This window comes from Streptomyces davaonensis JCM 4913, from assembly GCF_000349325.1.
GTDB classification, from domain to species: domain Bacteria; phylum Actinomycetota; class Actinomycetes; order Streptomycetales; family Streptomycetaceae; genus Streptomyces; species Streptomyces davaonensis.
Genome location: NC_020504.1, coordinates 8,783,367 through 8,808,821 on the forward strand (window position 1 = coordinate 8,783,367; position 25,455 = coordinate 8,808,821).

Annotated in this window: 27 protein-coding genes; 16 read left to right on the forward strand and 11 right to left on the reverse strand. The window is 71.3% G+C overall.

What is annotated here, in order from left to right; translation table 11 throughout:
* Positions 1–5: 5 nt before the first annotated feature.
* Positions 6–1,646 carry a serine/threonine-protein kinase gene (locus BN159_RS38845; RefSeq protein WP_015662544.1) on the forward strand — a complete coding sequence of 547 codons (1,641 nt, stop codon included), beginning with the start codon at positions 6–8 and terminating at the stop codon, positions 1,644–1,646.
* Here the strand turns inward: BN159_RS38845 and BN159_RS38850 are convergent.
* Together BN159_RS38850 and BN159_RS38855 are read right to left on the reverse strand one after the other, a co-directional pair.
* Entirely contained in the window at positions 1,592–2,383 is a 792-nt protein-coding gene (locus BN159_RS38850; protein ID WP_015662545.1) for a hypothetical protein, read from the reverse strand. The two genes, BN159_RS38845 and BN159_RS38850, sit on opposite strands and share 55 nt — an antisense overlap.
* A gap of 7 nt (positions 2,384–2,390) precedes the next feature.
* Positions 2,391–3,440 (reverse strand): LacI family DNA-binding transcriptional regulator, encoded by a 1,050-nt coding sequence (locus BN159_RS38855; RefSeq protein WP_015662546.1) that lies wholly within the window; start codon positions 3,438–3,440, stop codon positions 2,391–2,393.
* 210 nt (positions 3,441–3,650) lie between these two features.
* Between BN159_RS38855 and BN159_RS38860 the strand changes: the two genes are divergently transcribed.
* From BN159_RS38860 to BN159_RS38870, 3 genes are all read left to right on the forward strand, one after another.
* Positions 3,651–4,598 (forward strand): ROK family protein, encoded by a 948-nt coding sequence (locus tag BN159_RS38860; RefSeq protein WP_015662547.1) that lies wholly within the window; start codon positions 3,651–3,653, stop codon positions 4,596–4,598.
* A gap of 124 nt (positions 4,599–4,722) precedes the next feature.
* Positions 4,723–4,923, forward strand: a complete 201-nt coding sequence (locus tag BN159_RS38865) for a hypothetical protein (protein ID WP_041820452.1) — start codon at positions 4,723–4,725, stop codon at positions 4,921–4,923.
* Between the two features lie 146 nt (positions 4,924–5,069).
* On the forward strand, positions 5,070–6,107 hold the full coding sequence (locus tag BN159_RS38870) for an NUDIX hydrolase (protein ID WP_015662549.1): 1,038 nt from the start codon (positions 5,070–5,072) through the stop codon (positions 6,105–6,107).
* A gap of 15 nt (positions 6,108–6,122) precedes the next feature.
* Here BN159_RS38870 and BN159_RS38875 read toward each other — a convergent pair whose 3' ends face one another.
* A complete protein-coding gene (locus BN159_RS38875) occupies positions 6,123–7,478 on the reverse strand; it encodes a dipeptidase (RefSeq protein ID WP_015662550.1) in 1,356 nt (451 codons plus the stop codon).
* 192 nt (positions 7,479–7,670) lie between these two features.
* Between BN159_RS38875 and BN159_RS38880 the strand changes: the two genes are divergently transcribed.
* Positions 7,671–8,951 carry a geranylgeranyl reductase family protein gene (locus BN159_RS38880; RefSeq protein ID WP_015662551.1) on the forward strand — a complete coding sequence of 427 codons (1,281 nt, stop codon included), beginning with the start codon at positions 7,671–7,673 and terminating at the stop codon, positions 8,949–8,951.
* On the opposite strand, the gene BN159_RS38885 is transcribed toward BN159_RS38880, so the two are convergent.
* Positions 8,948–9,403 carry a nitroreductase family deazaflavin-dependent oxidoreductase gene (locus BN159_RS38885; RefSeq protein ID WP_015662552.1) on the reverse strand — a complete coding sequence of 152 codons (456 nt, stop codon included), beginning with the start codon at positions 9,401–9,403 and terminating at the stop codon, positions 8,948–8,950. The two genes, BN159_RS38880 and BN159_RS38885, sit on opposite strands and share 4 nt — an antisense overlap.
* Before the next feature lie 210 nt (positions 9,404–9,613).
* Here BN159_RS38885 and BN159_RS38890 point away from each other — a divergent pair, with 210 nt between their 5' ends.
* Positions 9,614–10,348, forward strand: coding sequence for a TetR/AcrR family transcriptional regulator (locus BN159_RS38890; RefSeq protein WP_015662553.1), 735 nt, complete (start codon positions 9,614–9,616; stop codon positions 10,346–10,348).
* Positions 10,349–10,364: 16 nt separating this feature from the next.
* On the opposite strand, the gene BN159_RS38895 is transcribed toward BN159_RS38890, so the two are convergent.
* The gene (locus BN159_RS38895) at positions 10,365–10,919 is read right to left on the reverse strand and encodes a GNAT family N-acetyltransferase (protein WP_015662554.1); all 555 of its coding nucleotides are present in this window, start codon (positions 10,917–10,919) and stop codon (positions 10,365–10,367) included.
* Positions 10,920–11,015: 96 nt separating this feature from the next.
* On the opposite strand from BN159_RS38895, the gene BN159_RS38900 reads away from it, so the two are divergent.
* Positions 11,016–12,233 (forward strand): sensor histidine kinase, encoded by a 1,218-nt coding sequence (locus BN159_RS38900; RefSeq protein WP_086016492.1) that lies wholly within the window; start codon positions 11,016–11,018, stop codon positions 12,231–12,233.
* Positions 12,230–12,895 (forward strand): response regulator transcription factor, encoded by a 666-nt coding sequence (locus BN159_RS38905; protein WP_015662556.1) that lies wholly within the window; start codon positions 12,230–12,232, stop codon positions 12,893–12,895. The genes BN159_RS38900 and BN159_RS38905 overlap by 4 nt, the downstream gene beginning before the upstream one ends.
* On the opposite strand, the gene BN159_RS38910 is transcribed toward BN159_RS38905, so the two are convergent.
* Both BN159_RS38910 and BN159_RS38915 read right to left on the reverse strand, forming a co-directional pair.
* Positions 12,856–13,140 (reverse strand): DUF6332 family protein, encoded by a 285-nt coding sequence (locus tag BN159_RS38910; protein ID WP_015662557.1) that lies wholly within the window; start codon positions 13,138–13,140, stop codon positions 12,856–12,858. The genes BN159_RS38905 and BN159_RS38910 overlap by 40 nt on opposite strands.
* A 73-nt stretch (positions 13,141–13,213) precedes the next feature.
* Positions 13,214–14,698, reverse strand: coding sequence for an MFS transporter (locus tag BN159_RS38915; protein ID WP_015662558.1), 1,485 nt, complete (start codon positions 14,696–14,698; stop codon positions 13,214–13,216).
* An 85-nt stretch (positions 14,699–14,783) separates the two neighbouring features.
* On the opposite strand from BN159_RS38915, the gene BN159_RS38920 reads away from it, so the two are divergent.
* Positions 14,784–15,161 carry a MarR family winged helix-turn-helix transcriptional regulator gene (locus BN159_RS38920; protein WP_015662559.1) on the forward strand — a complete coding sequence of 126 codons (378 nt, stop codon included), beginning with the start codon at positions 14,784–14,786 and terminating at the stop codon, positions 15,159–15,161.
* 12 nt (positions 15,162–15,173) lie between these two features.
* Here BN159_RS38920 and BN159_RS38925 read toward each other — a convergent pair whose 3' ends face one another.
* The gene (locus tag BN159_RS38925; protein ID WP_015662560.1) at positions 15,174–15,908 is read right to left on the reverse strand and encodes a maleylpyruvate isomerase family mycothiol-dependent enzyme; all 735 of its coding nucleotides are present in this window, start codon (positions 15,906–15,908) and stop codon (positions 15,174–15,176) included.
* 146 nt (positions 15,909–16,054) lie between these two features.
* Here BN159_RS38925 and BN159_RS38930 point away from each other — a divergent pair, with 146 nt between their 5' ends.
* Positions 16,055–16,612 (forward strand): DM13 domain-containing protein, encoded by a 558-nt coding sequence (locus BN159_RS38930; RefSeq protein ID WP_015662561.1) that lies wholly within the window; start codon positions 16,055–16,057, stop codon positions 16,610–16,612.
* A gap of 18 nt (positions 16,613–16,630) precedes the next feature.
* Here the strand turns inward: BN159_RS38930 and BN159_RS38935 are convergent, their stop codons facing one another.
* Positions 16,631–17,800 (reverse strand): MFS transporter, encoded by a 1,170-nt coding sequence (locus BN159_RS38935; RefSeq protein ID WP_041820456.1) that lies wholly within the window; start codon positions 17,798–17,800, stop codon positions 16,631–16,633.
* 244 nt (positions 17,801–18,044) lie between these two features.
* On the opposite strand from BN159_RS38935, the gene BN159_RS38940 reads away from it, so the two are divergent.
* The 3 genes from BN159_RS38940 to BN159_RS38950 all read left to right on the forward strand — a co-directional run bounded on the left by BN159_RS38940 (position 18,045) and on the right by BN159_RS38950 (position 20,699).
* On the forward strand, positions 18,045–19,109 hold the full coding sequence (locus BN159_RS38940; RefSeq protein WP_015662563.1) for a peptidoglycan recognition protein family protein: 1,065 nt from the start codon (positions 18,045–18,047) through the stop codon (positions 19,107–19,109).
* Between the two features lie 70 nt (positions 19,110–19,179).
* On the forward strand, positions 19,180–19,722 hold the full coding sequence (locus BN159_RS38945; RefSeq protein WP_015662564.1) for a GNAT family N-acetyltransferase: 543 nt from the start codon (positions 19,180–19,182) through the stop codon (positions 19,720–19,722).
* 80 nt (positions 19,723–19,802) lie between these two features.
* Positions 19,803–20,699 (forward strand): expansin EXLX1 family cellulose-binding protein, encoded by an 897-nt coding sequence (locus BN159_RS38950; RefSeq protein ID WP_015662565.1) that lies wholly within the window; start codon positions 19,803–19,805, stop codon positions 20,697–20,699.
* Here the strand turns inward: BN159_RS38950 and BN159_RS38955 are convergent, their stop codons facing one another.
* A complete protein-coding gene (locus BN159_RS38955; RefSeq protein WP_231905674.1) occupies positions 20,700–21,539 on the reverse strand; it encodes a class I SAM-dependent methyltransferase in 840 nt (279 codons plus the stop codon).
* A gap of 80 nt (positions 21,540–21,619) precedes the next feature.
* Between BN159_RS38955 and BN159_RS38960 the strand changes: the two genes are divergently transcribed.
* The 3 genes from BN159_RS38960 to BN159_RS38970 all read left to right on the forward strand — a co-directional run bounded on the left by BN159_RS38960 (position 21,620) and on the right by BN159_RS38970 (position 24,890).
* Entirely contained in the window at positions 21,620–22,042 is a 423-nt protein-coding gene (locus tag BN159_RS38960; protein ID WP_015662567.1) for a helix-turn-helix domain-containing protein, read from the forward strand.
* 162 nt (positions 22,043–22,204) lie between these two features.
* The gene (locus BN159_RS38965) at positions 22,205–24,262 is read left to right on the forward strand and encodes a galactose-binding domain-containing protein (RefSeq protein WP_015662568.1); all 2,058 of its coding nucleotides are present in this window, start codon (positions 22,205–22,207) and stop codon (positions 24,260–24,262) included.
* 31 nt (positions 24,263–24,293) lie between these two features.
* Positions 24,294–24,890 (forward strand): TetR/AcrR family transcriptional regulator, encoded by a 597-nt coding sequence (locus BN159_RS38970; RefSeq protein WP_015662569.1) that lies wholly within the window; start codon positions 24,294–24,296, stop codon positions 24,888–24,890.
* Here BN159_RS38970 and BN159_RS38975 read toward each other — a convergent pair.
* Entirely contained in the window at positions 24,885–25,397 is a 513-nt protein-coding gene (locus BN159_RS38975) for a hypothetical protein (protein WP_015662570.1), read from the reverse strand. The genes BN159_RS38970 and BN159_RS38975 overlap by 6 nt on opposite strands.
* Between the last annotated feature and the right edge of the window lie 58 nt (positions 25,398–25,455).

A 25,455-nucleotide genomic window follows, 5' to 3' on the forward strand; every position in this document is an offset into this window, starting at 1 on the left:
CGGCAGTGTCTTCGGGGGAGTACGGACAGACGGACGGGGCCGGGCGGCTGCTCGCCGGGCGCTACCGTGTCCTGGCCCAGCTGGGCCGCGGCGGCATGGGCGTGGTCTGGCGGGCCGCCGACGAGGTCCTCGGCCGCGAGGTCGCCGTCAAGGAACTGCGCACCTACACCGACGCCGACGGCCCCGAACTCGACGGCCTGCGGGTGCGGATGCAGCGCGAGGCCCGCGCGGCCGCCCGGGTACGGCACCCGGGAGTCGTGGCCGTGCACGACGTCGCCGAGGTCGACGGACGCCCGCTGATCGTGATGGAACTGGTCGACGGCCCCTCCCTGGACGACGTGCTGCGCGAGCGCGGCACCCTCGACCCGTACGAGGCGGCCGGGATCGGCGCCAAGGTCATGGACGCGCTGGCCGCCGCCCACCGCGCGGGCGTCCTGCACCGCGACGTCAAGCCCGGCAACATCCTCCTCGACCGCTCGGGCCGGGTCGTCCTCACCGACTTCGGCATAGCCACCATGGAGGACCCGGGCGACGGCTCGGCCACCCATCTCACACGCAGCGGCGAACTGGTCGGCTCCCTGGACTACTTGGCACCCGAGCGCGCCCAGGGTGCCGACCCCGGCCCGGCCTCGGACGTCTGGGCCCTCGGCGCCACGCTCTACGCCGCCGTGGAGGGCTCCTCGCCGTTCCGCCGGACGTCCACCTTCTCCACGCTCACCGCGATCGTCAGCGAGCCCCTGCCCGAACCGCACCGCGCCGGACCCCTCGCCCCGGTCCTCCAACGCCTCCTGGACAAGCGTCCCGAGGGACGCCCGGAGGCCGAGGAGGCTCGCGAACTCCTTCAGACGGTCGCCGACCGGGACGGCACCGACACCCCTACGACGACCCTGCGCGCCACCCCGCCGGAACGCACCCTGACCGAGCGCGCCGTCCCGACGGTCCCGCAGGGATTCGGCCCACCGGTGCCGCCCCAAGACCCGTCCGCGTCCGGCGCAGTCGCCCCGCAGACCACCACCTCCCGCCTCTCCCGCGGCAGGAGCCGCGTCCTGCTCGCCGCCGCTGCCGTCGCCCTCGTCCTCGCCTCGGCCGGCGCCACCGTCGCCGTACTGAACAACGGCGACGAAACCGAGGCGTCGGGACAGCCCACCGAGACCGTCGGCACCGCCGATTCGGCCACCTCGGAGAGCGGCGGCGGCGCGAGCCCCGACGGCTCGGCCGACGCCGAGCCCACCGACAGGGACGACGACAAGTCCCCGACCCCCAGCCGCAGCACCGAGACCGAGCCGTCCGCGAAACCCAGCCCCAGCCCCACCCCCACGCCGAGCAAGACCTCCGGCGCAGGAGGGGGCGCGAGCAGCCCCGCAGCCGCCTGCCACTCCATCGGCGGCGGCAAGTACAACTGCGACGTCTGGCGCACCGCGAAGTCCTACACCGCCGACGGCACCGAGGTCGGCGTTCTGGGCTCGGGCACCAACTATTTCTACTGCCAGCAGAATCTGGGCCGCCGCGAGACCTACGGCGAGTGGACCAACGTCTGGTGGGCGAAGACCGACGACGACAGCGGCAACGCGGACGTCTGGGTCAGCGACGTCTACGTCAGGGGCGGCGACAACGACGGGCCGGTGCCCGGACTGCCGGTCTGCTGACCGACGTACCGCTCCAGACCGTGGACGGTCACCAGCTTCTCCTCCGCGAACAGCCGGGTACCGCGCTCGCACAGCACGTGGTCGGCGCGGGCCCGCCTGACGAACTCCTCCGGAGTGACCCCGAACAGCTCCCTCAACCCGGCCGAGCCCAGGAGCAGTTCGGTGAGCAGCTCCCGCTGGCCGGGATGGGTGCGCGGCGCCCCGGTGCCCTCGTGCAGTACGCCGCGCCGATTCACGTACGAGAACACGCCCGGCAGGGTGGTGCCGTCCGCCAGGTCGACGCGCACCTCGGGTGAAGGCAGCCACGCGCGCCGGTAGTTGCCGAGCGGGAGGGGCACGCCCTCGCTGGCGTCGATCACCGCGAGCTGTTCGGCGTCGAGCCACAGGACGAACAACCCCCGTACGGTGCACGGCGCGTGGAAGGGAGATGCCGACACATAACCCAGGAGGCTCACATGCGCCGACACACCGATCTCCACACCCGTCACGCGGGCCTTGACCATGGGGATCGGGGAGACGATGCCGAACTGGGCCATCTTGTGCCGCAGTTGGCCGGGGCAGGCGTTGGAGCCGACGGCGAGGACCGGAGTGCGGTCGGGGTGGACAAGACGCTCCAGGGGCAGGAACCGCTCGCCGTCCAGGAGCCCGGAGTCCGCGGGCCAGCAGCCGGGGTAGAGCAGCGGATGGTCGCGGGGCGCCTCGGCGAGCCCCAGTGCCCGGAGCGTCAGTTCGTCCATGGGCCGCTCAGTCCGCCGGGGGCAGTTCACCCGAGCCGCGGGTGATCAGCCGGGTCGGCAGCTCGATGCGCTCGGGGGTGACGAGAGTGCCGTCGAGCTGGCGGAAGAGGCGCTCGGCGGCGGTCCGGCCGAGGGCGGCCGCGTCCTGCGCGATGACGGTGACGCCGGGCTGGAGCAGATCGGCCAGCTCCAGGTCGTCGAAACCGACCAGCGCCACCCGGCGGGACTGCTCGGCCAGGACCCGGATGACGGTGACGGTGACTCGGTTGTTGCCCGCGAAGATCGCGGTGACCGGCTCGGGGCCGGAGAGCATCTCCTCGGCGGCCCTGCGCACCCGCTCGGGGTCGGTGACGCCCAGGGACATCCAGGAGTCCGCCACGGGTATCTCCGCGTCCTCCATGGCCGCCCGGTAGCCGCGCAGTCGCTCGGCGGAGGTGTGGATACGGGGCATGTCGCCGATGAAGCCGATCCGGCGGTGGCCGTGGGCGATCAGATGGGCGACGCCGTCCCGGGCGCCGCCGAAGTTGTCCGACAGCACGACATCGGCGTCGATCTTCCCGGCCGGACGGTCCACGAACACCGTGGCCACGCCCGCCCGGATCTCCGGCTCCAGATACCGGTGGTCGTCCCCGGCCGGAATCACCACCAGACCGTCCACCCGCCGCGCGCACAGCGCCAGCGCCAGCTCCTGCTCGCGGTCCGCGTCCTCGGCGCTGGAGCCGTTGATCAGCAGCGCCCCGTGCGCCCGCGCCACCTCCTCGACCGCGCGGCTCAGCGGGCCGTAGAACGGGTCCGCGAGGTCCTCCAGGACCAGTCCGATGCTCGCCGTACGGCCCTTGCGCAGCACCCGGGCGCTGTCGTTGCGGCGGAAGCCGAGCGCCTCGATGGCCTCCTGGACGCGGCGCTCCGTCTCGGGCGTGACCCCGGGCTCGCCGTTGACGACCCGCGAGACCGTCTTCAGGCCCACACCCGCCCGGGCTGCCACGTCCTTCATCGTCGGCCGGTTGCCGTAGCGGTTCTGAGCGGTGCGGTCGGCGCGGCGGATGGTCTCGGGCACGATGCGGGTCCTGTCCTGTTCGTCCACGGGGAGACGGCTTCGTCCACGGGGATGCGTCGATCCATGGTTTGTATGAGGATGTGGCGTCGAGCATAGAGCCTGGACAACGTTGTCAGACTCAGGGGACACTGTCCACCGCACTCTCCGGCCTGCGCCCCACCGCGTGTCCGGCCGCCCTTTCCGCTTGGTTGACCGGGAGATCTGACTCTGATGCACACCGACCTCGTGGCCGCACTGGACATCGGCGGAACGAAGATCGCCGGAGGTCTCGTGGACGGCCGCGGCCGGATCCTGGCGCGCGCCCAGCGCCCGACCCCGGCACGCGAGAACGGTGACACGGTGATGGGCGCCGTCGAGGCGGTGCTCGGCGAGCTGACCGCCTCCCCGCTGTGGGCCCGCGCGGGCGCTCTCGGGATCGGCAGCGCGGGGCCGGTGGACGCCTCCGCGGGCACGGTCAGCCCGGTGAACGTGCCCGGCTGGCGCGACTATCCGCTGGTCCGCCGGGTCCGCGAGGCGACGGGCGGACTCCCCGTCGAGCTGATCGGCGACGGCGTGGCCATCACGGCGGCCGAACACTGGCAGGGCGCCGCCCGAGGCCATGACAACGCCCTGTGCATGGTGGTGTCCACGGGCGTCGGCGGCGGTCTCGTCCTGAACGGCCGGCTGCACCCGGGCCCCACAGGCAACGCCGGTCACATCGGCCACATCAGCGTCGATCTCGACGGCGACCCGTGCCCGTGCGGTGCGCGCGGCTGTGTGGAGCGCATCGCGAGCGGTCCCAACATCGCCCGGCGCGCCCTGGAGAACGGCTGGCAGCCCGGCCCCGACGGCGACACCTCCGCCGCCGCGGTGGCCGACGCCGCCCGCGCGGGCGACCCGGTCGCCGTGGCCTCCTTCGAGCGGGCCGCGCAGGCCCTGGCCGCCGGGATCGCGGCCACCGCGACGCTGGTCGAGATCGACATCGCCGTCATCGGCGGGGGCGTGGGCAAGGCGGGCGAGGTGCTGTTCGCGCCGCTGCGCAAGGCGCTCCGTGACTATGCCACTCTCTCCTTCGTCCAGCGGCTGACCGTCACTCCGGCCCAGATGGGCACGGACGCGGGTCTGGTGGGTGCGGCAGCGGCGGCGCTGACCCGGCGGGCGGACGCGGCGACGGTGTGACGCGGGTGGCCCAGGGGGCGGCAGGAACGTTCCGGCCGCGATCCGGCCGCCTTCCGGTACATGTGCCGTCGCTTTCCGTGACGGACGCCGTGACCCCTGCCCCGCCCGCGCAGTTGAACCGGCCATGAAGAAGCGCAGCATGCTCGCCATCGCCTCCCTGGCCACCGGATTCGTCGTCGCGGCCATCACGCCCTCGCACTCCCTCGGGAGCGATCTGACCGACCTCGACGTCGGCGAGACCCTCAGCACCCTCAGCACCGTCGAGGACACGGTCGCCAGCGACAGCCTGGCCGTCGAGGACAACGCCCTCGGTCAGAAGGGCTGACCCGCTCCACGGCACCAGCGACGGCGCCGGTGTCCCCGCACCCGGGGGGCACCGGCGCCGCCGTGCGTGCGCCCTCAACTGGAACTGGTTTCCGTGGCAGGGTGGAGCGGGCAAGCCACAGGGGGCCAACAGAAGAGGGGGAGTCCGTGATCGTCTGGATCAACGGCGCGTTCGGTGCGGGGAAGACCACCACCGCACGGGAACTGATCGAACTGATCCCGAACAGCACGCTCTTCGACCCCGAGGTCATCGGCGGAGCACTGCCGTACCTGCTCCCGCCCAAGCGCCTCGCCGAGGTCGGCGACTTCCAGGATCTGCCGATCTGGCGGCGACTCGTGATCGACACCGCGGCCGCGATGCTCGCCGAACTCGGCGGGACGCTCGTGGTCCCCATGACCCTGCTGCGCCAGGAGTACCGCGACGAGATCTTCGGCGGCCTCGCCGCGCGCCGGATCGCCGTACGGCATGTGCTCCTGGCCCCGGCGGAAACGATCCTGCGGGAGCGAATAGCGCAACGGGAGGTCACCGACGTCCCCGACGGCGAACTACGGACCCGGCAATGGTCGTACGACCAGATCGAGCCCTACCGATCCGCCCTCGCCGCCTGGCTCACCGCCGACGCCCACCCCGTCGACAACAGCCGGCTCACCCCGCGCCAGACGGCCGTCCGGATCGCCGAGGCGGTCGCCGCGGGGACCGTGCCGGTCTGCGACATCGTGCAGACGCCCGAGCCGACGGCCGAGACGGTGGCCGCCGGAGTCCTCCTCTTCGACGAGCAGGACCGCGTCCTTCTGGTCGATCCGACGTACAAGCCCGGCTGGGAGTTCCCCGGCGGGGTCGTGGAACCCGGGGAGGCGCCCGCGCGCGCGGGCATGCGCGAGGTCGCCGAGGAGACCGGGATCCGGCTGACGGACGTACCCCGGCTCCTCGTCGTCGACTGGGAACCGCCCGCACCACCCGGATACGGCGGACTGCGCCTCCTCTTCGACGGCGGACGGCTCGTCGCCGCGCAGGCCGGACGGCTGCTGCTGCCCGGCCCGGAGCTGCGGGACTGGCGTTTCGTCACCGAGGAGGAGGCGGCCGAGCTGCTGCCCCCGGTCCGCTACGAGCGCCTGCGCTGGGCCCTCAGGGCCCGGGAACGCGGGGCCGCGCTGTATCTGGAGGCGGGCGTCCCCACCCCGTGACGCGGCCCCTGGCGCTCAGCTCGCCGCGTAGTTGCGCAGGAACAGCGCCTCCGCCACGGACAGCCGCTCCAGCTCCTCGGGCGACACGCTCTCGTTCACGGCGTGGATCTGGGCCTCCGGCTCGCTCAGCCCGATGAGGAGGATCTCCGCGTCCGGGTAGAGCGCCGCGAGGGTGTTGCACAGCGGGATGGAGCCGCCCTGACCGGCGTACTGCATCTCCTGGCCCGGGTAGGCCACCGCCATCGCCCGGGCCATCGCCTCGTACGCAGGGCTCGTGGTGTCGGCGCTGAACGCCTGGCCCTGGCCCACCTGCTCGGTGCGCAGCCGCGCGCCCCACGGCGTGTGCGCCTCCAGGTGGGCCTGGAGCAGCTTGGTGGCCTCGGCGGCGTCCACGCCCGGCGGCACCCGCAGGCTGATCAACGCGCGGGCGCTGGACTGCACGGACGGGGTCGCGCCGACCACCGGCGGGCAGTCGATGCCGATGACGGTGACGGCCGGGCGCGACCAGATACGGTCCGCGACCGTGCCGGAGCCGATCAGCTCCACCCCGTCCAGCACCTTGGCGTCCGCCCGGAACTGGTCCTCCGCATACTCGATGCCGTCCCACGCGGACCCCGTCGTCAGCCCGTCGACCGTCGTCGAGCCGTCCTCGGCGCGCAGCGAGTCCAGTACGCGGATCAGCGCGCCCAACGCGTCCGGGGCCGCGCCGCCGAACTGACCGGAGTGCAGATTGCCCTCCAGGGTGTCGATCTGCACCCGGACCATGGTCATCCCGCGCAGCGTCGTGGTGACCGTCGGCAGCCCGACCCGGAAATTGCCCGCGTCGCCGATGACGATGGTGTCGGCCGTGAGGAGCTCGGGGTGCGCCTCGGCGTACCGCTCCAGACCGCCCGTGCCCATCTCCTCGGAGCCCTCGGCGATCACCTTGACGTGCACCGGCACACCGCCGTTGGCCTTCAGCGCCCGCAGCGCCAGGAGATGCATGATCAGGCCGCCCTTGCAGTCGGCGGTCCCGCGGCCGTACCAGCGGCCGTCGCGCTCGGTCAGCTCGAACGGCGGGCTCTGCCAGGCCGCTTCGTTCAGCGGCGGCTGCACGTCGTAGTGGGCGTAGAGAAGGACCGTCTTCGCGCCCTGCGGGCCGGGCAGGTACCCGTACACCGACTGCGTGCCGTCCGGGGTGTCCAGGAACGCCACGTCCTCGAAGCCCTCGGCGCGCAGCGCGTCCGCGACCCAGCGCGCGGCGCCCTCGCTCTCGCTCCGCGGGAACTGGTCGAAGTCCGCCACCGACTTGAACGCCACCAGCTCGGTGAGCTCTTCCTTCGCCTTCGGCATCAGTGAGGCGACGGTCTCGGCGACCGGATTCGACGACATGGGCACGCTCCTCGTGGGTGCGACGTTGTAGATGTGCGTACTTCGTGTACGGCTGATCGGGCGAGCGTAAGCCCCACCGGGTGTGGTGGGCGCCTACGTCCTTGATCCTCCCACAGTGGCCTGCGGTGACCGCCGCCGTAGGATGCGGGAGACAGCAGCGGCAGGCGGCTTGATCGGGAGCAGTAGACCATCGTGAGCAGCGAGAACTCTTCGGCGGACGACGTGCGGCAGGTGTGGGACGTCGTCGTGGTCGGCGCGGGGCCCGCGGGGGCCTCCGCCGCTTATGCGGCAGCGGTCGCGGGGCGGCGCGTGCTGTTGCTGGAGAAAGCCGAGCTGCCGCGCTACAAGACCTGCGGCGGCGGCATCATCGGACCCTCGCGCGACTCCCTCCCGCCCGGCTTCGAACTGCCGCTGCGGGACCGGGTGCACGCGGTGACGTTCTCGAACAACGGCCGTTTCACCCGCACCCGCCGCTCCAAGCAGATGCTCTTCGGGCTCATCAACCGGCCCGAGTTCGACCAGCAGCTCGTGGAGCACGCGCAGAAGGCGGGCGCCGAGCTGCGCACCGGCGTCACCGTGCAGCGGGTCGAGCAGCACGGCTCGGCGGTCCCGGACCGGCGGTCGGTCGCCGTCGTCCTCCAGGGCGGCGAGACGCTCCTCGCGCGGGCGGTCGTCGGCGCGGACGGCAGCGCCAGCCGGATAGGAGCGCATGTCGGGGTGAAGCTCGACCAGGTGGACCTGGGTCTCGAGGCCGAGATCCCGGTGCCGGAGACCGTCGCGGAGGACTGGCAAGGGCGGGTGCTCATCGACTGGGGGCCGATTCCCGGCAGTTACGGCTGGGTTTTCCCCAAGGGCGACACGCTGACGGTCGGGGTGATCTCGGCGCGCGGCGAGGGCGCGGCCACCAAGCGGTATCTGGAGGAGTTCATCGGGCGGCTCGGGCTCGCCGGGTTCGAACCTGCCGTCTCCTCCGGTCACTTGACGCGCTGCCGGGCCGACGACTCGCCGCTGTCGCGGGGGCGGGTGCTGGTGTGCGGGGACGCGGCGGGACTGCTGGAGCCGTGGACGCGTGAGGGCATCTCCTTCGCGCTGCGCTCGGGGCGGCTCGCGGGGGAGTGGGCGGTGCGGATCGCCGAGGCGCACGACGCGGTCGACACCCGACGCCAGGCCCTGAACTACGCGTTCGCGGTCAAGGCCGGGCTCGGCGTCGAGATGAGCGTCGGCAAGCGGCTGCTGGCGATCTTCGAGCGGCGTCCGGGGCTGTTCCACGCCGCGCTGACCGGGTTCCGGCCCGCGTGGCGCGCGTTCATGGACATCACGCGTGGGTCGACGACGCTGGGTGAGCTGGTGCGCAGCCATCCGATGGCTCAGCGTGCGCTGTCGGCCGTGGACCGGCGGCAGGGGCCGGTGGGTGCGGAGGGTTCCGTGGGTCCCGTGGGTCCGGTGGGTGGCGAGGCCGGCGCCGGTTCCTAGTTGGTGATGGTGATCCGGAACACCGGGTGATCCGGGGCGATGCGGCGCAGGTCGGTGTCGGGGGAGTCGGGGCCGACTCCGTTGAAGAAGACGCCGACCTCGGCCTTCCAGCGCTTGAGGTAGGCGCGCAGCAGGGGCACCTTGTCGTCGTCGGCGACTTCGGTCGCGGTGAACACGTCCACGTGCTTGCCGAGGTGCAGCTCACCGCCGCCGGCCGCGCGCATGTTGTGCGTCCACTGGACATGGCCGCGCGGGGCGACGAGGTACTGCTCGCCGTCGACGGTCAGCAGGTTCACGGGGGTCGTCCGCCACTGGCCGCTCTTGCGGCCGCGGACGGCGAGGACGCGGGAGCCCCAGACGCTGAGACCGCGGCGGGTCAGCCAGGCGACGGTGCGGTTGAAGACGTTGACGGTGAACCAGCCGGGCTTCTTGACGTGCGTGGACGTGGCCATGGGGACCCCCTGGGGTTGGTGGAGCGGCGCTCCGTTCGGTGAACGGCGCTCACTTTTGTGAGCACTGCTCTCGCTTCCTGCTCGTACAGCATGGACGAGATCGGTGCTCCAATGCAAGAGCAGTGCTCTCTTTTTAGTTCGGTGCTCTCATTTTGGTTCGCTGCTCTCGATTGTGTGCAGTGCTCTCGCTTTCATGCGACACTTCCCCGCATGAGCACCGCACACGGCAGCGCCCCACAGGGAGCCCGCGCCCGGGCCAGGATCGAGGTCACCGCCGCCATCAAGGACGAGGCGCGCAGACAGCTCGCCGCCGACGGCGCCGCCAAGCTCTCGCTGCGCGCCGTGGCCCGCGAGCTCGGCATGGTCTCCTCCGCGCTCTACCGCTACTTCCCGAGCCGCGACGACCTGCTGACGGCGCTGATCATCGACGCCTACAACTCGGTCGGCGCGAGTGCCGAGGCCGCGCGCGACGAGTTCGCCGACGTCGGTCCGGGGCACCGCTGGATCGCGGTGTGCGAGGCCGTACGCCGCTGGGGGCTCGCGCATCCGCACGAGTACGCGCTCATCTACGGTTCACCGGTGCCCGGCTACAGCGCCCCCGACACCACGATTCCGGCCGCCGCCCGGGTCGGCGAGGTCTTCATCGGCATCCTGCGCGACGCCCACCAGGGTCTCGGCCTCGCCAAGACCCCCCTTCCCGCAGACCTCCGCACCGAGGCCGAGCGCATGGCTGCCGACTTCGCCCCCGACCTCCCCCCGGAGACGATGGCGGCGCTCATCGCGGCCTGGGCCCAGCTCTACGGACTCGTCGGCTTCGAGCTGTTCGGCCAGTTCCACCGGGTGGTCGAGGACCGCGAGCGGTTCTTCCGGCATGCCGCGGCCCAACTCGCCCAGGGCGTGGGCCTGGTGTTCCCGCAGACGGGGCCGGCGTACGCGGGAGAGTGAGCGCCCGCTCCGGCGTTCAGCGCAGGTCGAGGAGCATCGCGTCATGGGGGTCGGCGCCCTCATAGGGGCGGGCCTGACCGATCTTCCGGTAACCCCAGGCCCGGTAGGCGGCCGACGCGGCCTCGCTCCGCGGGTGGACGTTGAGCAGTACCCGCTCGGCGCCGATGTCGTCCAGCAGCGTCTCGTGCAGACGCCGCGCGACACCCTGCCCTCGCCACGCCTCCCGTACCGCGATTTCCATCAGCCCGAAGGAGCGGTGCCCGTCCTCCCGTCGCATCCCGTCGGGCACCGGCTCGGTCAGCCGGTCCCACCAGCCGGTGTCGGGTGCGAACAGGGCGCCGTACGCCATGCCAGCCGGTTCGCCGTCCTCGGTGCGGGCCAGGGCGGCGCGGAATCCGGTTCGGGCGGTCAGGGCGGGGAAGTGCCGGAAGGCGGCGGTGACATCGGCGGCGGTGACGCGGTACGGGGGTCCGGCGAAGGCCTCGGCGTAGAGCAGCCGGAACGCCTCCTCGAACCGCGCCGCGGCCGATCCCTCCACGAGTTCGACCCCGATCGTCACGTGCCGCCCCATGCGCTGCCCCCTCCGACGCGTACTTCCCTGGGAGTATCCGTGATCACCACGTGCGGGTGACGCGGTCCGGCGGCGTCGGCGTCTAGCGTGGCGGGCATGGAGGAGCAGCGTGTGCCCGCGGTCGGTCCGCCGCACTGGTGGCGGAGCGGCCCGCCCTGGTGGCGGCAGGAGGAGCGGGCGCGATGGCCCTGGCGGTCGACGGCACTGGTCACCGCCTTCGTGCTGATCGGGTCGAACTACGCCGCGAAAGGACAGGCGGGCGAGCGGGTCGACCTCGACCTCTTCGCCCGGGTGCTGTTGCTCGTCGCCGGTCTTCTTCTGCTGTGGCGGCACCGGCACCCGGTCGCGGTCGCTTTCGGTACGGCCGGTGCGGTCATGGTGTATCTCGGCGCCGGGTATCCGTACGGGCCGGTCTTCCTGACCGTGGCGATCAGCTGCTTCAGCGCGATCGTCGCGGGGCATCGCCGGGCCGCCTGGTCGGCCTTGGGCGCCCTGTGGGCCGGACATGTGCTGGTCGCCCACTGGTTCTACCAGTGGCTGCCGCCCAGCGGGGACTCCGCCGCGGCCTGGGGGCAGGAAGGTGCGATCGCCGCCTGGGTGCTGGCCGTGGTCGCGCTGTCGGAACTGGTGCGCACCCGGCGGGAGCAGTGGGCCAAGGAGCAGGCCGAGCGGGCGCAGGCGGCCAGGCGGCGGGCGGACGAGGAGCGGCTGCGGATCGCCCGGGAGCTGCATGACGTACTGGCGCACAGCATCTCCGTCATCAACGTCCAGGCAGGTGTGGGCCTCGCGCTCCTCGACTCCGATCCCGAGCAGGCCCGGACCGCGCTGACCACCATCAAGGCCCAGAGCAAGGAGGCGCTCGGCGAGGTGCGACAGGTGCTCGACACGCTCCGGGCGCCGGGTGACGCGCCGCGCGCGCCCGCGCCCGGACTCGACCGGCTGCCCGAGCTGGTGGACCAGGCGGCCCAGGCCGGACTGACCGTCGACGTGCACGGTTCACCGCCCCCGCTGCCGCCCGGCACCGACCTCGCGGCCTTCCGGATCGTCCAGGAGGCCCTCACCAATGTCGTACGGCACTCCGGATCCCGGCACGCGCGCGTGCACCTCGACCGGGAGGGCGGCACCCTCCGGATCCGCGTCGACGACGACGGCCCCGCCACCGGCGCCGACGCGGGCGGCAGCGGCAACGGTCTGGCCGGAATGCGGGAGCGGGCCGCGGCCCTGGGTGGCACGATCGAGGCGGGCCCGCGGGCCGACGGAGGCTTCCGGGTGCTCACCGTACTGCCCCTCACCGCTAAGGAGGACGACCGGTGATCCGCGTACTGCTCGCCGACGACCAGTCATTGGTGCGGGCCGGTTTCCGCGCGCTGCTCGACGCGCAGCCCGACATCGAGGTGGCCGGCGAGGCCGCCGACGGCGAGGAAGCGGTGCGCGCGGTGCGCGAACTCGCCCCGGACGTCGTCCTGATGGACATTCGTATGCCCGTCCTGGACGGCCTGGCCGCGACCCGGCGGATCACCGAGGACGACCGGCTCAAGGACGTGAAGGTCGTGATGCTCACGACCTTCGAGCTCGACGAGTACGTCTTCGAGGCGATCCGCTCCGGGGCCTCGGGCTTTCTGGTGAAGGACACCGAGCCGGAGGAACTCCTGCGCGCCGTGCGGGCGGTGGTCGGCGGGGACGCACTGCTCTCGCCCGGGGTGACCCGGCGGCTGATCGCGGAGTTCGCCGCCCGTTCCAAGGAGCCTGCTGCGGCCGACGCCCTCGCCGAACTCACCGAGCGGGAGCGGGAGGTGATGGCCCTGGTCGGCATCGGGCTGTCCAATGAGGAGATCGCCCGCCGTCTGGTGGTCAGCCCGCTCACCGCGAAGACCCATGTGAGCCGCACCATGGTGAAGCTGGGCGCGCGGGACCGGGCCCAACTCGTCGTGCTCGCCTACGAGTCGGGGTTGGTGCGGCCCGGCTGGCTGGGCTGAGATGCCCGCCGGTGGCGCAGCAGCACGCTGATCACGCGGGCGCCGAAGATGGCCACGGCGAGCCACTTGCCGCCGTGCCACAGCAGCGGCTCCACCGTCCGCGGCAGATCGAACAGCAGCGCCGGACCGGCGACGGCCCCGAACACCACCCCCGCCGCGAACATCCCACTGAACAGCGCGTATCCCACTTCGACGACGAACGCGTCCTGTTCGGCCTTGGTGCGCCGACCCCCGTACTGATTCATACGCGGAGTCAAACAGGCAGGTGCCCGGCGGGGCAAGCGACCCCCGCCGGGCACCTGATGTGGAGACGGCCCCCTAGTCGCGGACCGGGACCCGGTCCTTCTCCGTCTCCCGCGCAGTGGACTTGGCGACCACGACGGACTGCTGGGCGGGACGCCGCCCGCGCAGGCCGGTGAGCGTGATCAGCAGGCCCGCGACGGCGACGCATGCCACCACCACGAACCCGGGACGGTAGCTGTCGAGGACCGCCTGCGGGGTGGGGCGGTCGGGCGCGCCGGCGGTCACCACCGCGGTCACCACGGCGAGGAAGATCGCGCCGCCCACCTGCACCGAGGTGTTGAGCAGACCGGAGACCATGCCCTGCTCGTGGTCGTCGACGCCGTTGGTGGCCTGGATGTTGAGCGAGGGGAAGACCAGCGCGCAGGCCGCGCCGATCAGCAGCATCGACGGCAGGATGGTCGCCGCGTACACCGGGTCGAGGTCGATCTGGAGGAACAGCGCGTAGCCCGCGACCATGAGCGCGAAGCCCACCGCGATCAGCTTCTGGGTGCCGAACCGGTCCACGATCGAGCCGACCTTCGTCGAGGACAGCGCCACCAGGGCGCCGGCGGGCAGGAAGGCGAGCGCGGTGTGCAGCGCGGACCAGCCGAGCAGTGACTGCATATAGAGGGTGGTCAGGAACTGGAATCCGACGTACGAGCCGAAGAAGGCGACGGCGCCGAGCTGGGCGCGGATCTGGTTGCCGGAGCGCAGCACGCCGAGCCGGACCAGCGGTCCGGGGGAGCGGCGCTCGACCAGGACGAAGGCGGTCAGCAGGACGGCGACGGCGAGGAAGGACAGCAGCGTGCGTGCGGTGGCCCAGCCGACTTCCGGGGCCTGGACGACGGTGAACACCAGCAGCAGCATCGAGGCGGTGCCGAGGACGGCGCCGGGGATGTCGTAGCCGTTGTGGTCCTTCTCGCGGGCACTGCGCGGCAGCAGCTTCAGGCCCGCCACCAGGGCGATCAGGGCGATCGGCGCGGGCAGCAGCATGGTCAGGCGCCAACTGGCCTCGGTGAGAAGGCCGGAGAGGACCAGGCCCATGGAGAAGCCGGTGGCCGCGCAGGTGGTGTAGATCGCCAGGGCGCGGTTGCGCAGCGGGCCCTCGGCGAAGGTCGTGGTGATGATGGACAGTCCGGCGGGCGCGGTGAAGGCGGCGCTCAGTCCCTTGATGAAACGGCTGGCGATGAGCAGCGGGCCGGAGTCGACGAGCCCGCCGAGCAGCGAGGCGAGTGCGAAGACACCGAGGGCCACCAGGAAGACCTGGCGTCGGCCCAGCAGGTCGGCGGCGCGTCCGCCGAGGAGCAGCAGTCCGCCGTAGCCGAGGATGTAGCCGCTGACGATCCATTGCAGTGTCGAGGTGGAAAGGCCCAGGTCGGAGCCGATGGACGGCAGGGCGACGCCGACCATCGAGACGTCGAGGGCGTCGAGGAACATCGCGGCGCAGAGCACCAGCAAGGTGCCCCACAGGCGGGGTGTCCAGCGTCCGTCGGACGTGGGGGCGGAGAGCGGAGAGGTCATGCAGCAGACACTACATGCGTATGCATCGAATGCAAACGCATTTAATTCCAATGCAATAATTCCGGATCTCTGCTACGGTGCGCCCATGGCGGCGAACAATGCCGAGCAGGCGCTCGTGGATCAGTGGCGGGACATCCTCGCGCTGCACGCTCGCACACAATGCGAACTCGACCGTGCACTGCACCAACACGGCCTGTGCGGCAGCGACTTCGAGGTGCTGGACGTGCTGGCGGGAGGCGTGTGCGCACAGCGCGTGCAGGAGATCTCCGAGCATGTCCATCTGAGCCAGAGCGCGCTCTCACGGCTGATCGCCCGGCTGGAGAAGGACGGACTCGTCGAACGCCATATGTGCCCCGAGGACCGGCGCGGCGTGAAGGTCGCGCTCACGGAGAAGGGGCGCGCGCTGCACGGTGACGTACTGCCCGTGCAGCGGGCGGTGTTGACGAAGATGCTCGCGACTTGACCGCGTTCGGCTTCAGGTGACGGCGGACTTCTCCCGCCACAGCGTGGCCACGGTCGCGTCGCCCTGCACCGTGGGGTACGGCAGCCGGTTCCACAGCGCCGGGTAGATCAGGGCGACCGGCCCGGCGATCTCGCAGTCCGCCTCTCCGGTCCCGCCCCGCACGGCCGCGGGCGGCTCGTCGGAGAGTCGTACGGTCCACACCGCGTCGTCCGCGTCGGTGGCCCGGACCCGCAGGACCCGGGGCTCGGGACTGCGGGCCCGGCTCTTGCTGCGGGCGTGGAAGCCGAGGAGGAGTTCGTCGATGCCGTCGGCCGCGAAGGCGGGGTCGATCTCGGTGGGCGTACCGCCGCGGGCGGCCTCGGCGTCGAGGCGGTGGATCGTCGTCTCGTGCGCCTGACGGCGGGCCCAGAAGGCGAGCGGTGACGGCGCGGGGAGGAAGTGCCAGCACCGCACGTCCGGTTCGTCGGCGGTGAGGGTGTCCACCAACTGCCGGTGTCCCTCGCAAAACCAGGTGATGAGCGCGGTCCCGTCGAGGGCGGGCGGCTCCGGGGCGGGCTGGTACGAGGCGTGGCCCTCGGCGACGAAAGCGGCGGCCCAGCGGTGCACCGTGCCCATGTGCCGCAGCAGATCGGTCACCTGCCAGCCGGGGCACGTCGGCACCTTGGCGTCGGTCCCGGCCTGTTCGGCAGCGTCGGCCAGCAGTCGGCCCTCCCGGTCCAGGACATGGAGGAAGTCGGCGGTCTTCATGGGGGTGAGTGTGCCTGATGGAGTGCGGTCGAAGGGAAGCGCGCCGTAAGGGTTTCGTCATGGGTTCCGGACTCCCGTACGCGCTGGTGACCCGATGGAATGGGTGCAGGAACGACGCTCGGGAATCGCGAATCGGGGGGAAGCTCATGGGACGTCTACGGAAGTCGCTGATCGTCGGGGCGCTGGTGGTGGCTGTCGCCGGGGTCGGGTTCGGGCTGTACTGGTTCCAGCCGTGGAAGCTGTGGCAGGACGAGACGGTGGAGGAGGCGCTGCCCGTCGCGGTGGGCACGTCCGCGCCACCCACGGCGGTGGACCCGTCCGCGAGCGCGGATCCCTCCGCGACACCCGGCCCGCGGATCCTCGCCCTGGGCGAGCTGATCAGCCACGAACACGACACCTCCGGCAGTGTGAAGCTCGTCCGGCTGGCCGATGGGTCCCATGTCGTCCGGCTGGAGAACCTCGACACCAGCAACGGCCCCGACCTGCGGGTCTGGCTGACCGACGCCCCCGTGAAGGAGGGCACCGCCGGCTGGCGTGTCTTCGACGACGGCCGGTATGTCAGCCTCGGCAAGCTCAAGGGCAACAAGGGCAGCCAGAACTACGTCGTCCCGGCCGACCTCGATCTGACGCGGTACAGCAGCGTCAGCATCTGGTGCGACCGGTTCGACGTTTCGTTCGGGGCGGCGGAGTTGCGGGACGTCTGAGGGGGCTTCAAAGGGGAGCTAGAGCGCTCGGTTGGCGCGCCGGGTGGTGAACCCGATGGTCGCGGCGACGGCTGCCAGGACCGCCACGCTGGTCAGTGCGGTGGGCAGGGAGTACCACTCGGCCATGAAGCCGATGGCGGGCGGCCCGAGGAGCATGCCGCCGTAGCCGAGGGTGGACGCGGTCGCGACGCCGCTGGGCCCGGCGAGGGCGCCCGCGCGTTCGATGGCGACCGGGAAGAGGTTGGCGAGCCCGAGTCCGGTGACGGCGAAGCCGACGAGGGCGACCCACACGGACGGGGCGAGCGAGCCGAGCAGCATCCCGGCGGCGGCGGTGCTGCCCCCGAGGACGACGGTACGGGTGCGGCCGAGCCGCTGGAGCAGCACGGACCCGGTGAGCCGCCCGAGCGTCATGGCGAGCGCGAAGCAGGAGAACCCCGCGGCGGCGAGGCCGGGCGAAGCACCCAGGTCCTGCTCAAGATGGAGGGCACCCCAGTCGGCCATGGCGCCCTCGCCGTAGGCCGTGCAGAGCGCGATCAGCCCGAAGACGGTGACGAGCCCGCGGGTACGGCGGTCCAGGCGGCGAGGGCCGTGGCTGTGCCCGGGTTGTCGGGGTGCCCGGGGCGGCTCGATGCGCAGGAGAACACGCCCCGCGAAGACGGTGACGACGAGCCCGACGGCGGTGAGCCCGAGAAGGTGCCAGGTGGGGGAGACGCTCCCGGCGACGAGCCCACCGAGCCCCGCGCCGACCATCCCGCCCAGGCTGAACGCCGCGTGGAAGCTGGGCATGATCGGCCGCTGGAGGGCGGTGACGAGCTCGACGGCGGCGCTGTTGAAGGCGACGTTGATCCCGCCGTAGGCGGCCCCGAAGACCAGCAGTACGGCGGTGAGAGCCGGGACGGAGTGGGTGAGCGGGGGCAGGGCGACGCTGAGGGAGAGAAGTACCGCGCACACGACGGTGACCGGATGGCTGCCGTACCGACGGCACAGCCGCCCGGTGAGCGTCATGGTGACCACGGCCCCCGCGGAGACGCCGAGCAGAGCCAGCCCCAGCGCCCCCGCGGAGGCGTTGACCTGCTCCTTGATGGCGGGGATCCGTACGACCCAGCCGGCGAAGACGAAGCCGTCGAGGGCGAAGAAGACGGTGAGGGCGATGCGGAGGCGAGTGAGGTCGGTCCTGGAACCCGGCACGACATTGTGCGAACGGAGTTTGTTTATTTGCGGCACAAAGTCAGAGTAGGTAGGGGTGGGGGAGAGGGCAAGGGGTGGCCTCCCCTCGTGCCCGGGTCGGACCGTTGCGGCAACCGGGCCGACCGGCTCCGGTTCACGTGTTCTCGTGAGTGTTCGGACGTGTGTGTGGTGGCGTACGGCGGTGCTGTGGCGGGCAAGAGATACCGCGGCGCTTCGGCGTCGAGCAGGGAAAGGAGGGGTGCCCATGGCTACGCCGCTCAGTGCCGGGAAGTTGGTCGCAGCACTGCGTGCCGAGGGGTGCGACGTTCACGAGGTGAGTGGATGGCGTACCAACAACCGTAATCACAAGGGACCTTGGGGGCCTGTGAACGGGGTGATGGTGCACCACACCGTCACCGGGCCCGGTGACGATGTCGTCAGCCTCATCTATCACGGGCACAGTGCTCTGCCCGGACCGCTGGCCACCGGCTGCATCACCAAGGACGGCACGATCCATCTGACGGGCAACGGCCGGGCGAACCACGCGGGTGGCGGGGATCCCGATGTGCTCGCCGCTGTCGTCAATGAGTCGTACGGCAGTTACCCGCCGCCCACCCATGAGCACGACGGCAGTCCCGGTTCCGTGGACGGCAACGCCCGGTTCTACGGCTGGGAGTGCGAGAACGAGGGCGACGGGACGGATCCGTGGCCGCGTGTGCAGTACGTCGCCATGGTCAAGGCCACCGCCGGGATCTGCCGAGCGCACGGCTGGAGCGCCAAGAGCACCATCGGCCATCTGGAGTGGTCGGACTGGAAGCCGGACCCCCGCGGCTTCGACATGAAGGACTTCCGCAGTGACCTCGCCGCATGCCTGGGCCGTCCGGCCGGGGTGTGGGAAGGAGACGACGAGCCCATGCCCGAGTACGTCAACCTCGGCATCGCGGACCCCTACGAACTGGCGCCCGGCGTCTGGGACTCGATCGAGCTCACCGCCGAGTGGACCGACGAGACCGGCGACCACGCCACCGACGGCAGCGTCTTCGCCCGCGGCCCCGCCCGCTTCACCGGCTCCGTCAGCCTGCGCTTCGACGGCCTGCCCGCCGGGTGCGTCGTCCAGGCCCGGATGTCCGAATTCCAGGGCGCCGACCACCATACCGACCACCCGATCCACGAGATCGTCGCCACCGACGGCGACACCTTCGCCGTCGTACCCCTCACCAAGCGCCTCACGTCGGGACGGAGCATGCGCGTGCGGCTGCTGAACCAGGCGGAGGTGCCGATCACGGTGACGAGCGTGGTGCTCACGGCACTTGTGTGGAAGGAGAGTTGAGCGACGCGCCTCCCGGGCGGCCCGGCTAATTGGTTTGCCGACGGCCGGGCCGGTCGGATAGGAAGCTCGCATGCTCAGGGGCAGCAAGGTCGGGCTCAGGGCCCGGCATGAGGACGACATCCCGGTTCTGCAGGCAGAGCTCCACGACGACGTGGTCAACCATGCGCGGGCTCAGTCCCGGCCGTGGCGGCCGATCACGCCCGGCTCGAAGACCGCGCCGTTCGCGGTGGACGACACGGAGGAAGGGGACGTCCCGTTCTCCGTCGTGGAGTTGGAGGGCGGCACGCTGATCGGCGCCGCGACGCTGTGGGGCATCGACGACCACAACCGGTCCGCGCACGTCGGGCTGGGGCTGCTTCCGGCCTCGCGCGGCAAGGGCTACGGCACCGACGTGGTCGCGGTGTTGTGCCACTACGGCTTCGTCGTGCTCGGACTGCGGCGACTTCAGATCGAGACGCTCTCGGACAACGCCGCGATGCTTCGCTCCGCCGAGCGCAACGGCTTCGTCCGCGAGGGCGTGCTGCGCTCCTCGGCGTGGGTGATGGGCGAGTGGCTCGACGAGGTGCTGCTCGGGCTGCTTGTGCATGACTGGAAGCCGGATCCGCAGGATTAGTTGTCGGTGTGTCGTCGGGTCTGGCACGATCGCTGCTCCTGTCACTCACGGCAGCGCACAGCGGCCGTCAAGGAGGTCCGGTGCACAGACGGTGGCTGTGGATAGCCTCGGCCGCGGCGCTCATCGTGGTCTCCCTGGCCGTGGTGTTGTTCTCGGACGGCGAGGGCCAGGCCGACGCGGACGAGGCCGCGGCCACGCCCACCGTGACGGTGAACGTGCCGGATTCCACGCCGAGTTCGTCACCCCGTAGGACCGAGACGGCGAAACCGTCCCCTTCGCACAAGCCGTCCGCCTCCGCGACCACCGCCGCGCCGAAGCCCTCCAAGACCCGCACGCCTCAAAAGGCCTCCACCGCCGGGGCGTTGGCCGGACGGATCCGGCCCGGCGTCACCTACCGCGGCCTCGCCACCTTCTACGACTCCGACGGCACGGGCGCCTGCATGTACGACGCGAGCCAGGACGTCATGACCGCCGCGATGAACCACACCGACTACGAGACGGCCAAGGCCTGCGGGGCGTACGTGACTATCCGTGCGGCCGGTGGCGCCTCCGTCACGGTTCGCGTCACCAACGAGTGCCCGGAATGCGCGCCCGGCCATATCGACCTCAGCGCCGAGGCCTTCGCCGAACTCGCCGCGCCCTCGGCCGGACAGATCCCGATCACCTGGGAGCTGGCGAGCCCGGCCGACGAGGGGACGCTGTCGGTCCGGTACAAGACCGGGTCCAGCCAGTACTGGTGCGGGATCCAGGTGATCGGCCACCGCAACCCCGTGGCGCGCCTGGAAGTCGGTACCGGCAGCGGCTGGCGCCAGCTGCCGCGCGCCGAGTTCAACTACTTCCTCGCCGAGGACGGGGGCGGGTGCGGCGGCCCGATCAGGATCACCGACATCCACGGGCAACGGCTCACCGTCGAGGGGATCGCGATCCGGCCGAACGTCGTGCAGTCGACCCGGGTCCAGTTCCCCGGGCCCGCGTAGTCAGCGCGCCCGGGCGCTGACCACCCAACAGGCGGCCGTGAAACGGACTTCCGTGCCGTGCACGTACGGATCGAAGGCGGCGCGGACCGTCGTCACGATCCGGATCCGGGTCCGCTCGTCCACGTCCGGCAGGAGCTGGCCGAGCGGTCCGAGCCGGGTGAAGTAGCGGACCAGATCCGCGGTGGGCAGGACGCAGTCCACTTCGAACGGCTGGATGTCGACGTCACCCCACCCACCGCGCGTGAGCACGTCCCGGACCAGGTCCGGGTCGGCGAACGCGAACTGTCCCGGTCCGGCCGGCCGACGGGCGGGCAGGTCGGGGAGCAGCGGGGCCGCGGCGCGTTCGGCCGTCGTCATGAACGGGTTCTCCTCCGCGCCGCGCCAGACGACGACCCGGAGCCGGGCGCCGTCCTCGGCCGCGCGCCGGAGGTTGGCGAAGGCGCGCACGGAGTCGTCGAAGAACATCACGCCGAGCCGCGAGACGACGGTGTCGAAGGCGGCCGTCTCGAAGGCGTGCTCCCCGGCGTCGGCCCGGACGAAGGAGGCGGGCACCCCCTCCCGCTCGGCACGGGCCCGCGCGGCCGTGATCATCGGCTCGGAGATGTCGACGCCGACACAGCGCCCCGCCGGGCCGAGGCGCCGGGCGAGCGCCACCGTGGTGCCGCCGGTGCCGCAGCCGACATCGAGGACCCGGCCCCCGTGCCCCGCGGGCACCGCCTCCACGAGCAGCTCCTCCAAGGGACGCAGCAGCCCGTCCAGCAACGCCTGCTCCTCCACCCAGACGTTTCCGGCCCGCCCGTTCCAGCGGGCCGCCTGGCTGTCATCGGTGCTGTGCGTCATGTTCATCATCGTCTCCCGTGCTTGCCGTCGTCGGGTGGAGATGACAGCGTGCTACTTCAAGCCGACTTGAGGTCAACACCATGACGGACCTGGACATCGCCGAAGTGTCACGCCGCACCGGGCTGCCCGCTTCGACCCTGCGGTACTACGAGGAGAGGGGGCTGATCGCCTCGACCGGCAGGCGCGGCCTGCGCCGGCAGTACGACCCCGGCGTGCTCCAGCGCCTGGCGCTGATCGGCCTGGGGCGCGCGGCCGGGTTCTCCCTCGACGAGATCGCCCGTACGTTCGCCGCCGACGGCCAGCCGGACATCGACCGCGGAATGCTCGCGGCAAAGGCGGACGAACTGGAGGCGAAAATCAAGGAGTTGGGCGTCCTGCGCGACTCCCTCCGACACGCCGCCGCCTGCCCCGCACCGAGCCACATGGAGTGCCCCACGTTCCGTCGCATCCTCCGGGCCGCCGGGGCGGGCGAATCCCGTACGCGGACCGGTCGTCCTGGGTGATTTGTCAGCACGGAGCGCACGCGACCGGCGCGATGGCTGCTGACATCCCGCATCAGGTCACTTGTCCCGGACTCTTGACTCGGTCTGAGCCAGTCGCCATCCTCGACCCACACATTGGGCTGGCCATGACAATTCCGTCATGCAGTTCAGGAGGGGTGGTCCATGGCTCGTTTCCCGTACCGCAGACGCAAGGACGTCACCGTCGCCTCGCTGCTCCTCCTGATCCTGGCCCTGCTGCTGGGCCCCGTGCCCAGCTCGGCGGCCGGGACCGACTGGTGGCAGCCGAGCGCACGGCCCGCGCCCGACTCCCAGATCAACGTCACCGGCGAGCCGTTCACCGGCACCAACGCGCAGGGCGAGGTGCGCGGCTTCGCCGACCTGCACAACCACCTGTTCTCCAACGAGGCGTTCGGCGGCCGGCTCATCTGTGGCAAGGTCTTCTCCGAGGCCGGTATCGCCGATGCGCTGAAGGACTGCCCCGAGCACTACCCCGACGGCTCGCTCGCCATCTTCGACTTCATCACCAACGGAGGCGACGGCAAGCACGACCCGGTCGGCTATCCCACCTTCAAGGACTGGCCCGCCCATGACTCGCTGACCCACCAGCAGAACTACTACGCCTGGGTGGAGCGTGCCTGGCGCGGCGGCCAGCGGGTCATGGTCAACGACCTGGTCACCAACGGCGTGATCTGCTCGGTGTACTTCTTCAAGGACCGCTCCTGCGACGAGATGACCTCGATTCGGCTTCAGGCGAAGCTGAGTTACGACCTTCAGGCATACGTCGACAAGATGTACGGCGGCACCGGGAAGGGCTGGTTCCGGATCGTCACCGACAGCGCCCAGGCCCGCCAGGTCATCGAGCAGGGCAAGCTGGCGGTCATCCTCGGCGTCGAGACCTCCGAGCCGTTCGGCTGCAAGATGATTCTCGACATCGCGCAGTGCAGCAAGGCGGACATCGACAAGGGCCTGGACGAGCTGTACGACCTGGGCGTGCGCAGCATGTTCCTGTGCCACAAGTTCGACAACGCGCTCTGCGGCGTCCGCTTCGACTCCGGCGCGCTCGGCACCGCCATCAACGTCGGCCAGTTCCTGTCGACCGGCACCTTCTGGAAGACCGAGGAGTGCACCGGACCGCAGCACGACAACCCCATCGGCAACGCCACCGCGGCTGAAGCCGAGGCCGAGCTTCCGGCGGGCGTGGACGTGCCGTCGTACGCCAGTGGCGCGCAGTGCAATGTGCGCGGGCTGACCGACCTCGGTGAGTACGCGGTGCGGGGCATGATGAAGCGCAAGATGATGCTGGAGATCGACCACATGAGCGTCAAGGCCACCGGCCGGGTGCTCGACATCTTCGAGGCCGAGTCCTACCCCGGCGTGCTTTCCTCGCACAGCTGGATGGACATGGACTGGACCGAGCGGGTCTACGGCCTCGGCGGCTTCATCGGCCAGTACATGCACGGCTCCGAGGGCTTCATCGCGGAGGCCGACCGCACGGAGGCGCTGCGCGACCGGTACGGCGTCGGCTACGGCTACGGCACCGACATGAACGGCGTCGGCGGCTGGCCGGGACCGCGCGGAGCGGACGCCCCGAACAAGGTGACGTACCCCTTCAAGAGCGTCGACGGCGGCTCCGTCATCGACAAGCAGACCACGGGGCAGCGCACTTGGGACCTCAATACCGACGGGGCCGCCCACTACGGCCTGGTCCCGGACTGGATCGAGGACATCCGTCGGGTCGGCGGCCAGGAGGTCGTGGACGACTTGTTCCGCGGCGCCGAGTCGTATCTGGACACCTGGGGGGCCTCCGAGGCGCACCAGTCCGCGGTGAACCTCGCCAGCAACGCTCCCGCGGCCGCCAGTTCGGCGGAGTGGAACCCGTTCACCAGCTACGCGGCCGGACGCGCCGTCGACGGTGACCGGGGCACGCGGTGGGCCAGCGACTGGAGCGACGACCAGTGGCTGCGCATCGATCTCGGTGCGACCCATCGGGTCGGCAGGGTCACCCTCGACTGGGAGCGCGCCCACGCCAAGGCGTATCGCATCGAGCTCTCCGCCGACGGCACGAGTTGGCGGACCGCCTGGTCCACCACCTCCGGTGACGGCGGCCTGGACACCGCCCGGTTCACCGGCACACCCGCCCGCTACGTTCGTGTCCTCGGGCTGGAACGCGGCACCGACTGGGGGTACTCACTGCACGAGGTGAGCGTCCACAGCAACTGAAGCCCAGCACACCGGCACGAGGGGCACGCACATGGCACGCAGGCCGTCGGCAGAACGGCGTCAGCAGCTGACGGAAGCGGCGATCAGGGCGATGGCCCGGGACGGCGTCGCCAGGACGACGACCCGGTCCATCGCCGCCGAAGCCGGCGTGTCCCTCAGCGTCTTCCACTACTGCTTCGACTCCAAGCAGGCCCTGATCGAGTCGGTCATCACCACGATCACCGACCACTACGTCACCCTGGTCAAGGACGCCCTACAGCCGAGGGCCACCCTCCAGGAGACCGTCCGCGCCGGACTCCAGGCCTACTGGGGCCACGTCCGCGCCCATCCCGACGAGCACATGCTCACCTACGAACTCACCCAATACGCCCTGCGCCAGCCGGGTTTCGAGCATCTGGCCCGTCGGCAGCACGAGATGTACCGCGACACCTTCGCCGAACTCATCGAGGACCTGCGCCCCGCCATGGACCTCCAACTGCGGGTACCCGTACCGGTGCTGGCGCGCTATCTGGCCGCCATGACGGACGGGCTGACCCTCAACTACCTGGTGCTGGGCGACGAGGAGGCCTGGGCGGGGGTTCTGGACACGGTCACCGCCCACATCGCGAGCCTCGTCGATCCGTCATGACGGATCGCTGTCGCCGATCCACTTCAGCATCAGCGCCTCCCGCTCCTCGCGGCCGGGGTTCGCGTCACCCGCGCGGTCGCGGCGCCACGCGAGCAGCTCGTCGAGGTCGGTGCGGCCGTCGACGAGCCGGTTGAGCAGGGTGCGGGAGAGCTCGTACTCCACCGGGCCGTAGATGCCACCGGCGATGGCACTGAGCACGCTCACCTCGACCGGCTCGGCGCCGGTGTCGATCCGCACGGTGAAGGCGGGCGGCATCTCTCCGTCACCGGTCAGCGCGACGACCGCCGCGTCGAAGGCCTGCGAGACCCACCGGCGGGAGGCGGACCGTACGGCCACGTCGGCGGCCTCGATCCGCCGCACCTCTTCCCAGCTCCAGGATCCGGCGTGCTCGATCCCCAGGGTCTCGACACCGTCCTTGGACAGCCGGACTCCGGCCGCCGTGCCCACGGGCTCGGCACCGATGTACACCGAGTCCTCGGTGATCCAGAACAGGCCGACCATGGCCATGGGGTCCTCCTTGTGCTCGTCTCGGTGACTGAGACGGCGGGAGCGACGGTTCGGTTGC

Excerpts from the sequence above, each read along its gene's own strand:
- BN159_RS38850 (WP_015662545.1), bottom strand. The coding sequence starts at position 2,383 with ATGGACGAACTGACGCTCCGGGCACTGGGGCTCGCCGAGGCGCCCCGC.
- BN159_RS38860 (WP_015662547.1), top strand. The coding sequence starts at position 3,651 with ATGCACACCGACCTCGTGGCCGCACTGGACATCGGCGGAACGAAGATC.
- BN159_RS38865 (WP_041820452.1), top strand. The coding sequence starts at position 4,723 with ATGAAGAAGCGCAGCATGCTCGCCATCGCCTCCCTGGCCACCGGATTC.
- BN159_RS38875 (WP_015662550.1), bottom strand. The coding sequence starts at position 7,478 with ATGTCGTCGAATCCGGTCGCCGAGACCGTCGCCTCACTGATGCCGAAG.
- BN159_RS38885 (WP_015662552.1), bottom strand. The coding sequence starts at position 9,403 with ATGGCCACGTCCACGCACGTCAAGAAGCCCGGCTGGTTCACCGTCAAC.
- BN159_RS38890 (WP_015662553.1), top strand. The coding sequence starts at position 9,614 with ATGAGCACCGCACACGGCAGCGCCCCACAGGGAGCCCGCGCCCGGGCC.
- BN159_RS38895 (WP_015662554.1), bottom strand. The coding sequence starts at position 10,919 with ATGGGGCGGCACGTGACGATCGGGGTCGAACTCGTGGAGGGATCGGCC.
- BN159_RS38900 (WP_086016492.1), top strand. The coding sequence starts at position 11,016 with ATGGAGGAGCAGCGTGTGCCCGCGGTCGGTCCGCCGCACTGGTGGCGG.
- BN159_RS38910 (WP_015662557.1), bottom strand. The coding sequence starts at position 13,140 with ATGAATCAGTACGGGGGTCGGCGCACCAAGGCCGAACAGGACGCGTTC.
- BN159_RS38915 (WP_015662558.1), bottom strand. The coding sequence starts at position 14,698 with ATGACCTCTCCGCTCTCCGCCCCCACGTCCGACGGACGCTGGACACCC.
- BN159_RS38920 (WP_015662559.1), top strand. The coding sequence starts at position 14,784 with ATGGCGGCGAACAATGCCGAGCAGGCGCTCGTGGATCAGTGGCGGGAC.
- BN159_RS38925 (WP_015662560.1), bottom strand. The coding sequence starts at position 15,908 with ATGAAGACCGCCGACTTCCTCCATGTCCTGGACCGGGAGGGCCGACTG.
- BN159_RS38930 (WP_015662561.1), top strand. The coding sequence starts at position 16,055 with ATGGGACGTCTACGGAAGTCGCTGATCGTCGGGGCGCTGGTGGTGGCT.
- BN159_RS38940 (WP_015662563.1), top strand. The coding sequence starts at position 18,045 with ATGGCTACGCCGCTCAGTGCCGGGAAGTTGGTCGCAGCACTGCGTGCC.
- BN159_RS38945 (WP_015662564.1), top strand. The coding sequence starts at position 19,180 with ATGCTCAGGGGCAGCAAGGTCGGGCTCAGGGCCCGGCATGAGGACGAC.
- BN159_RS38955 (WP_231905674.1), bottom strand. The coding sequence starts at position 21,539 with ATGACGCACAGCACCGATGACAGCCAGGCGGCCCGCTGGAACGGGCGG.
- BN159_RS38960 (WP_015662567.1), top strand. The coding sequence starts at position 21,620 with ATGACGGACCTGGACATCGCCGAAGTGTCACGCCGCACCGGGCTGCCC.
- BN159_RS38965 (WP_015662568.1), top strand. The coding sequence starts at position 22,205 with ATGGCTCGTTTCCCGTACCGCAGACGCAAGGACGTCACCGTCGCCTCG.
- BN159_RS38970 (WP_015662569.1), top strand. The coding sequence starts at position 24,294 with ATGGCACGCAGGCCGTCGGCAGAACGGCGTCAGCAGCTGACGGAAGCG.
- BN159_RS38975 (WP_015662570.1), bottom strand. The coding sequence starts at position 25,397 with ATGGCCATGGTCGGCCTGTTCTGGATCACCGAGGACTCGGTGTACATC.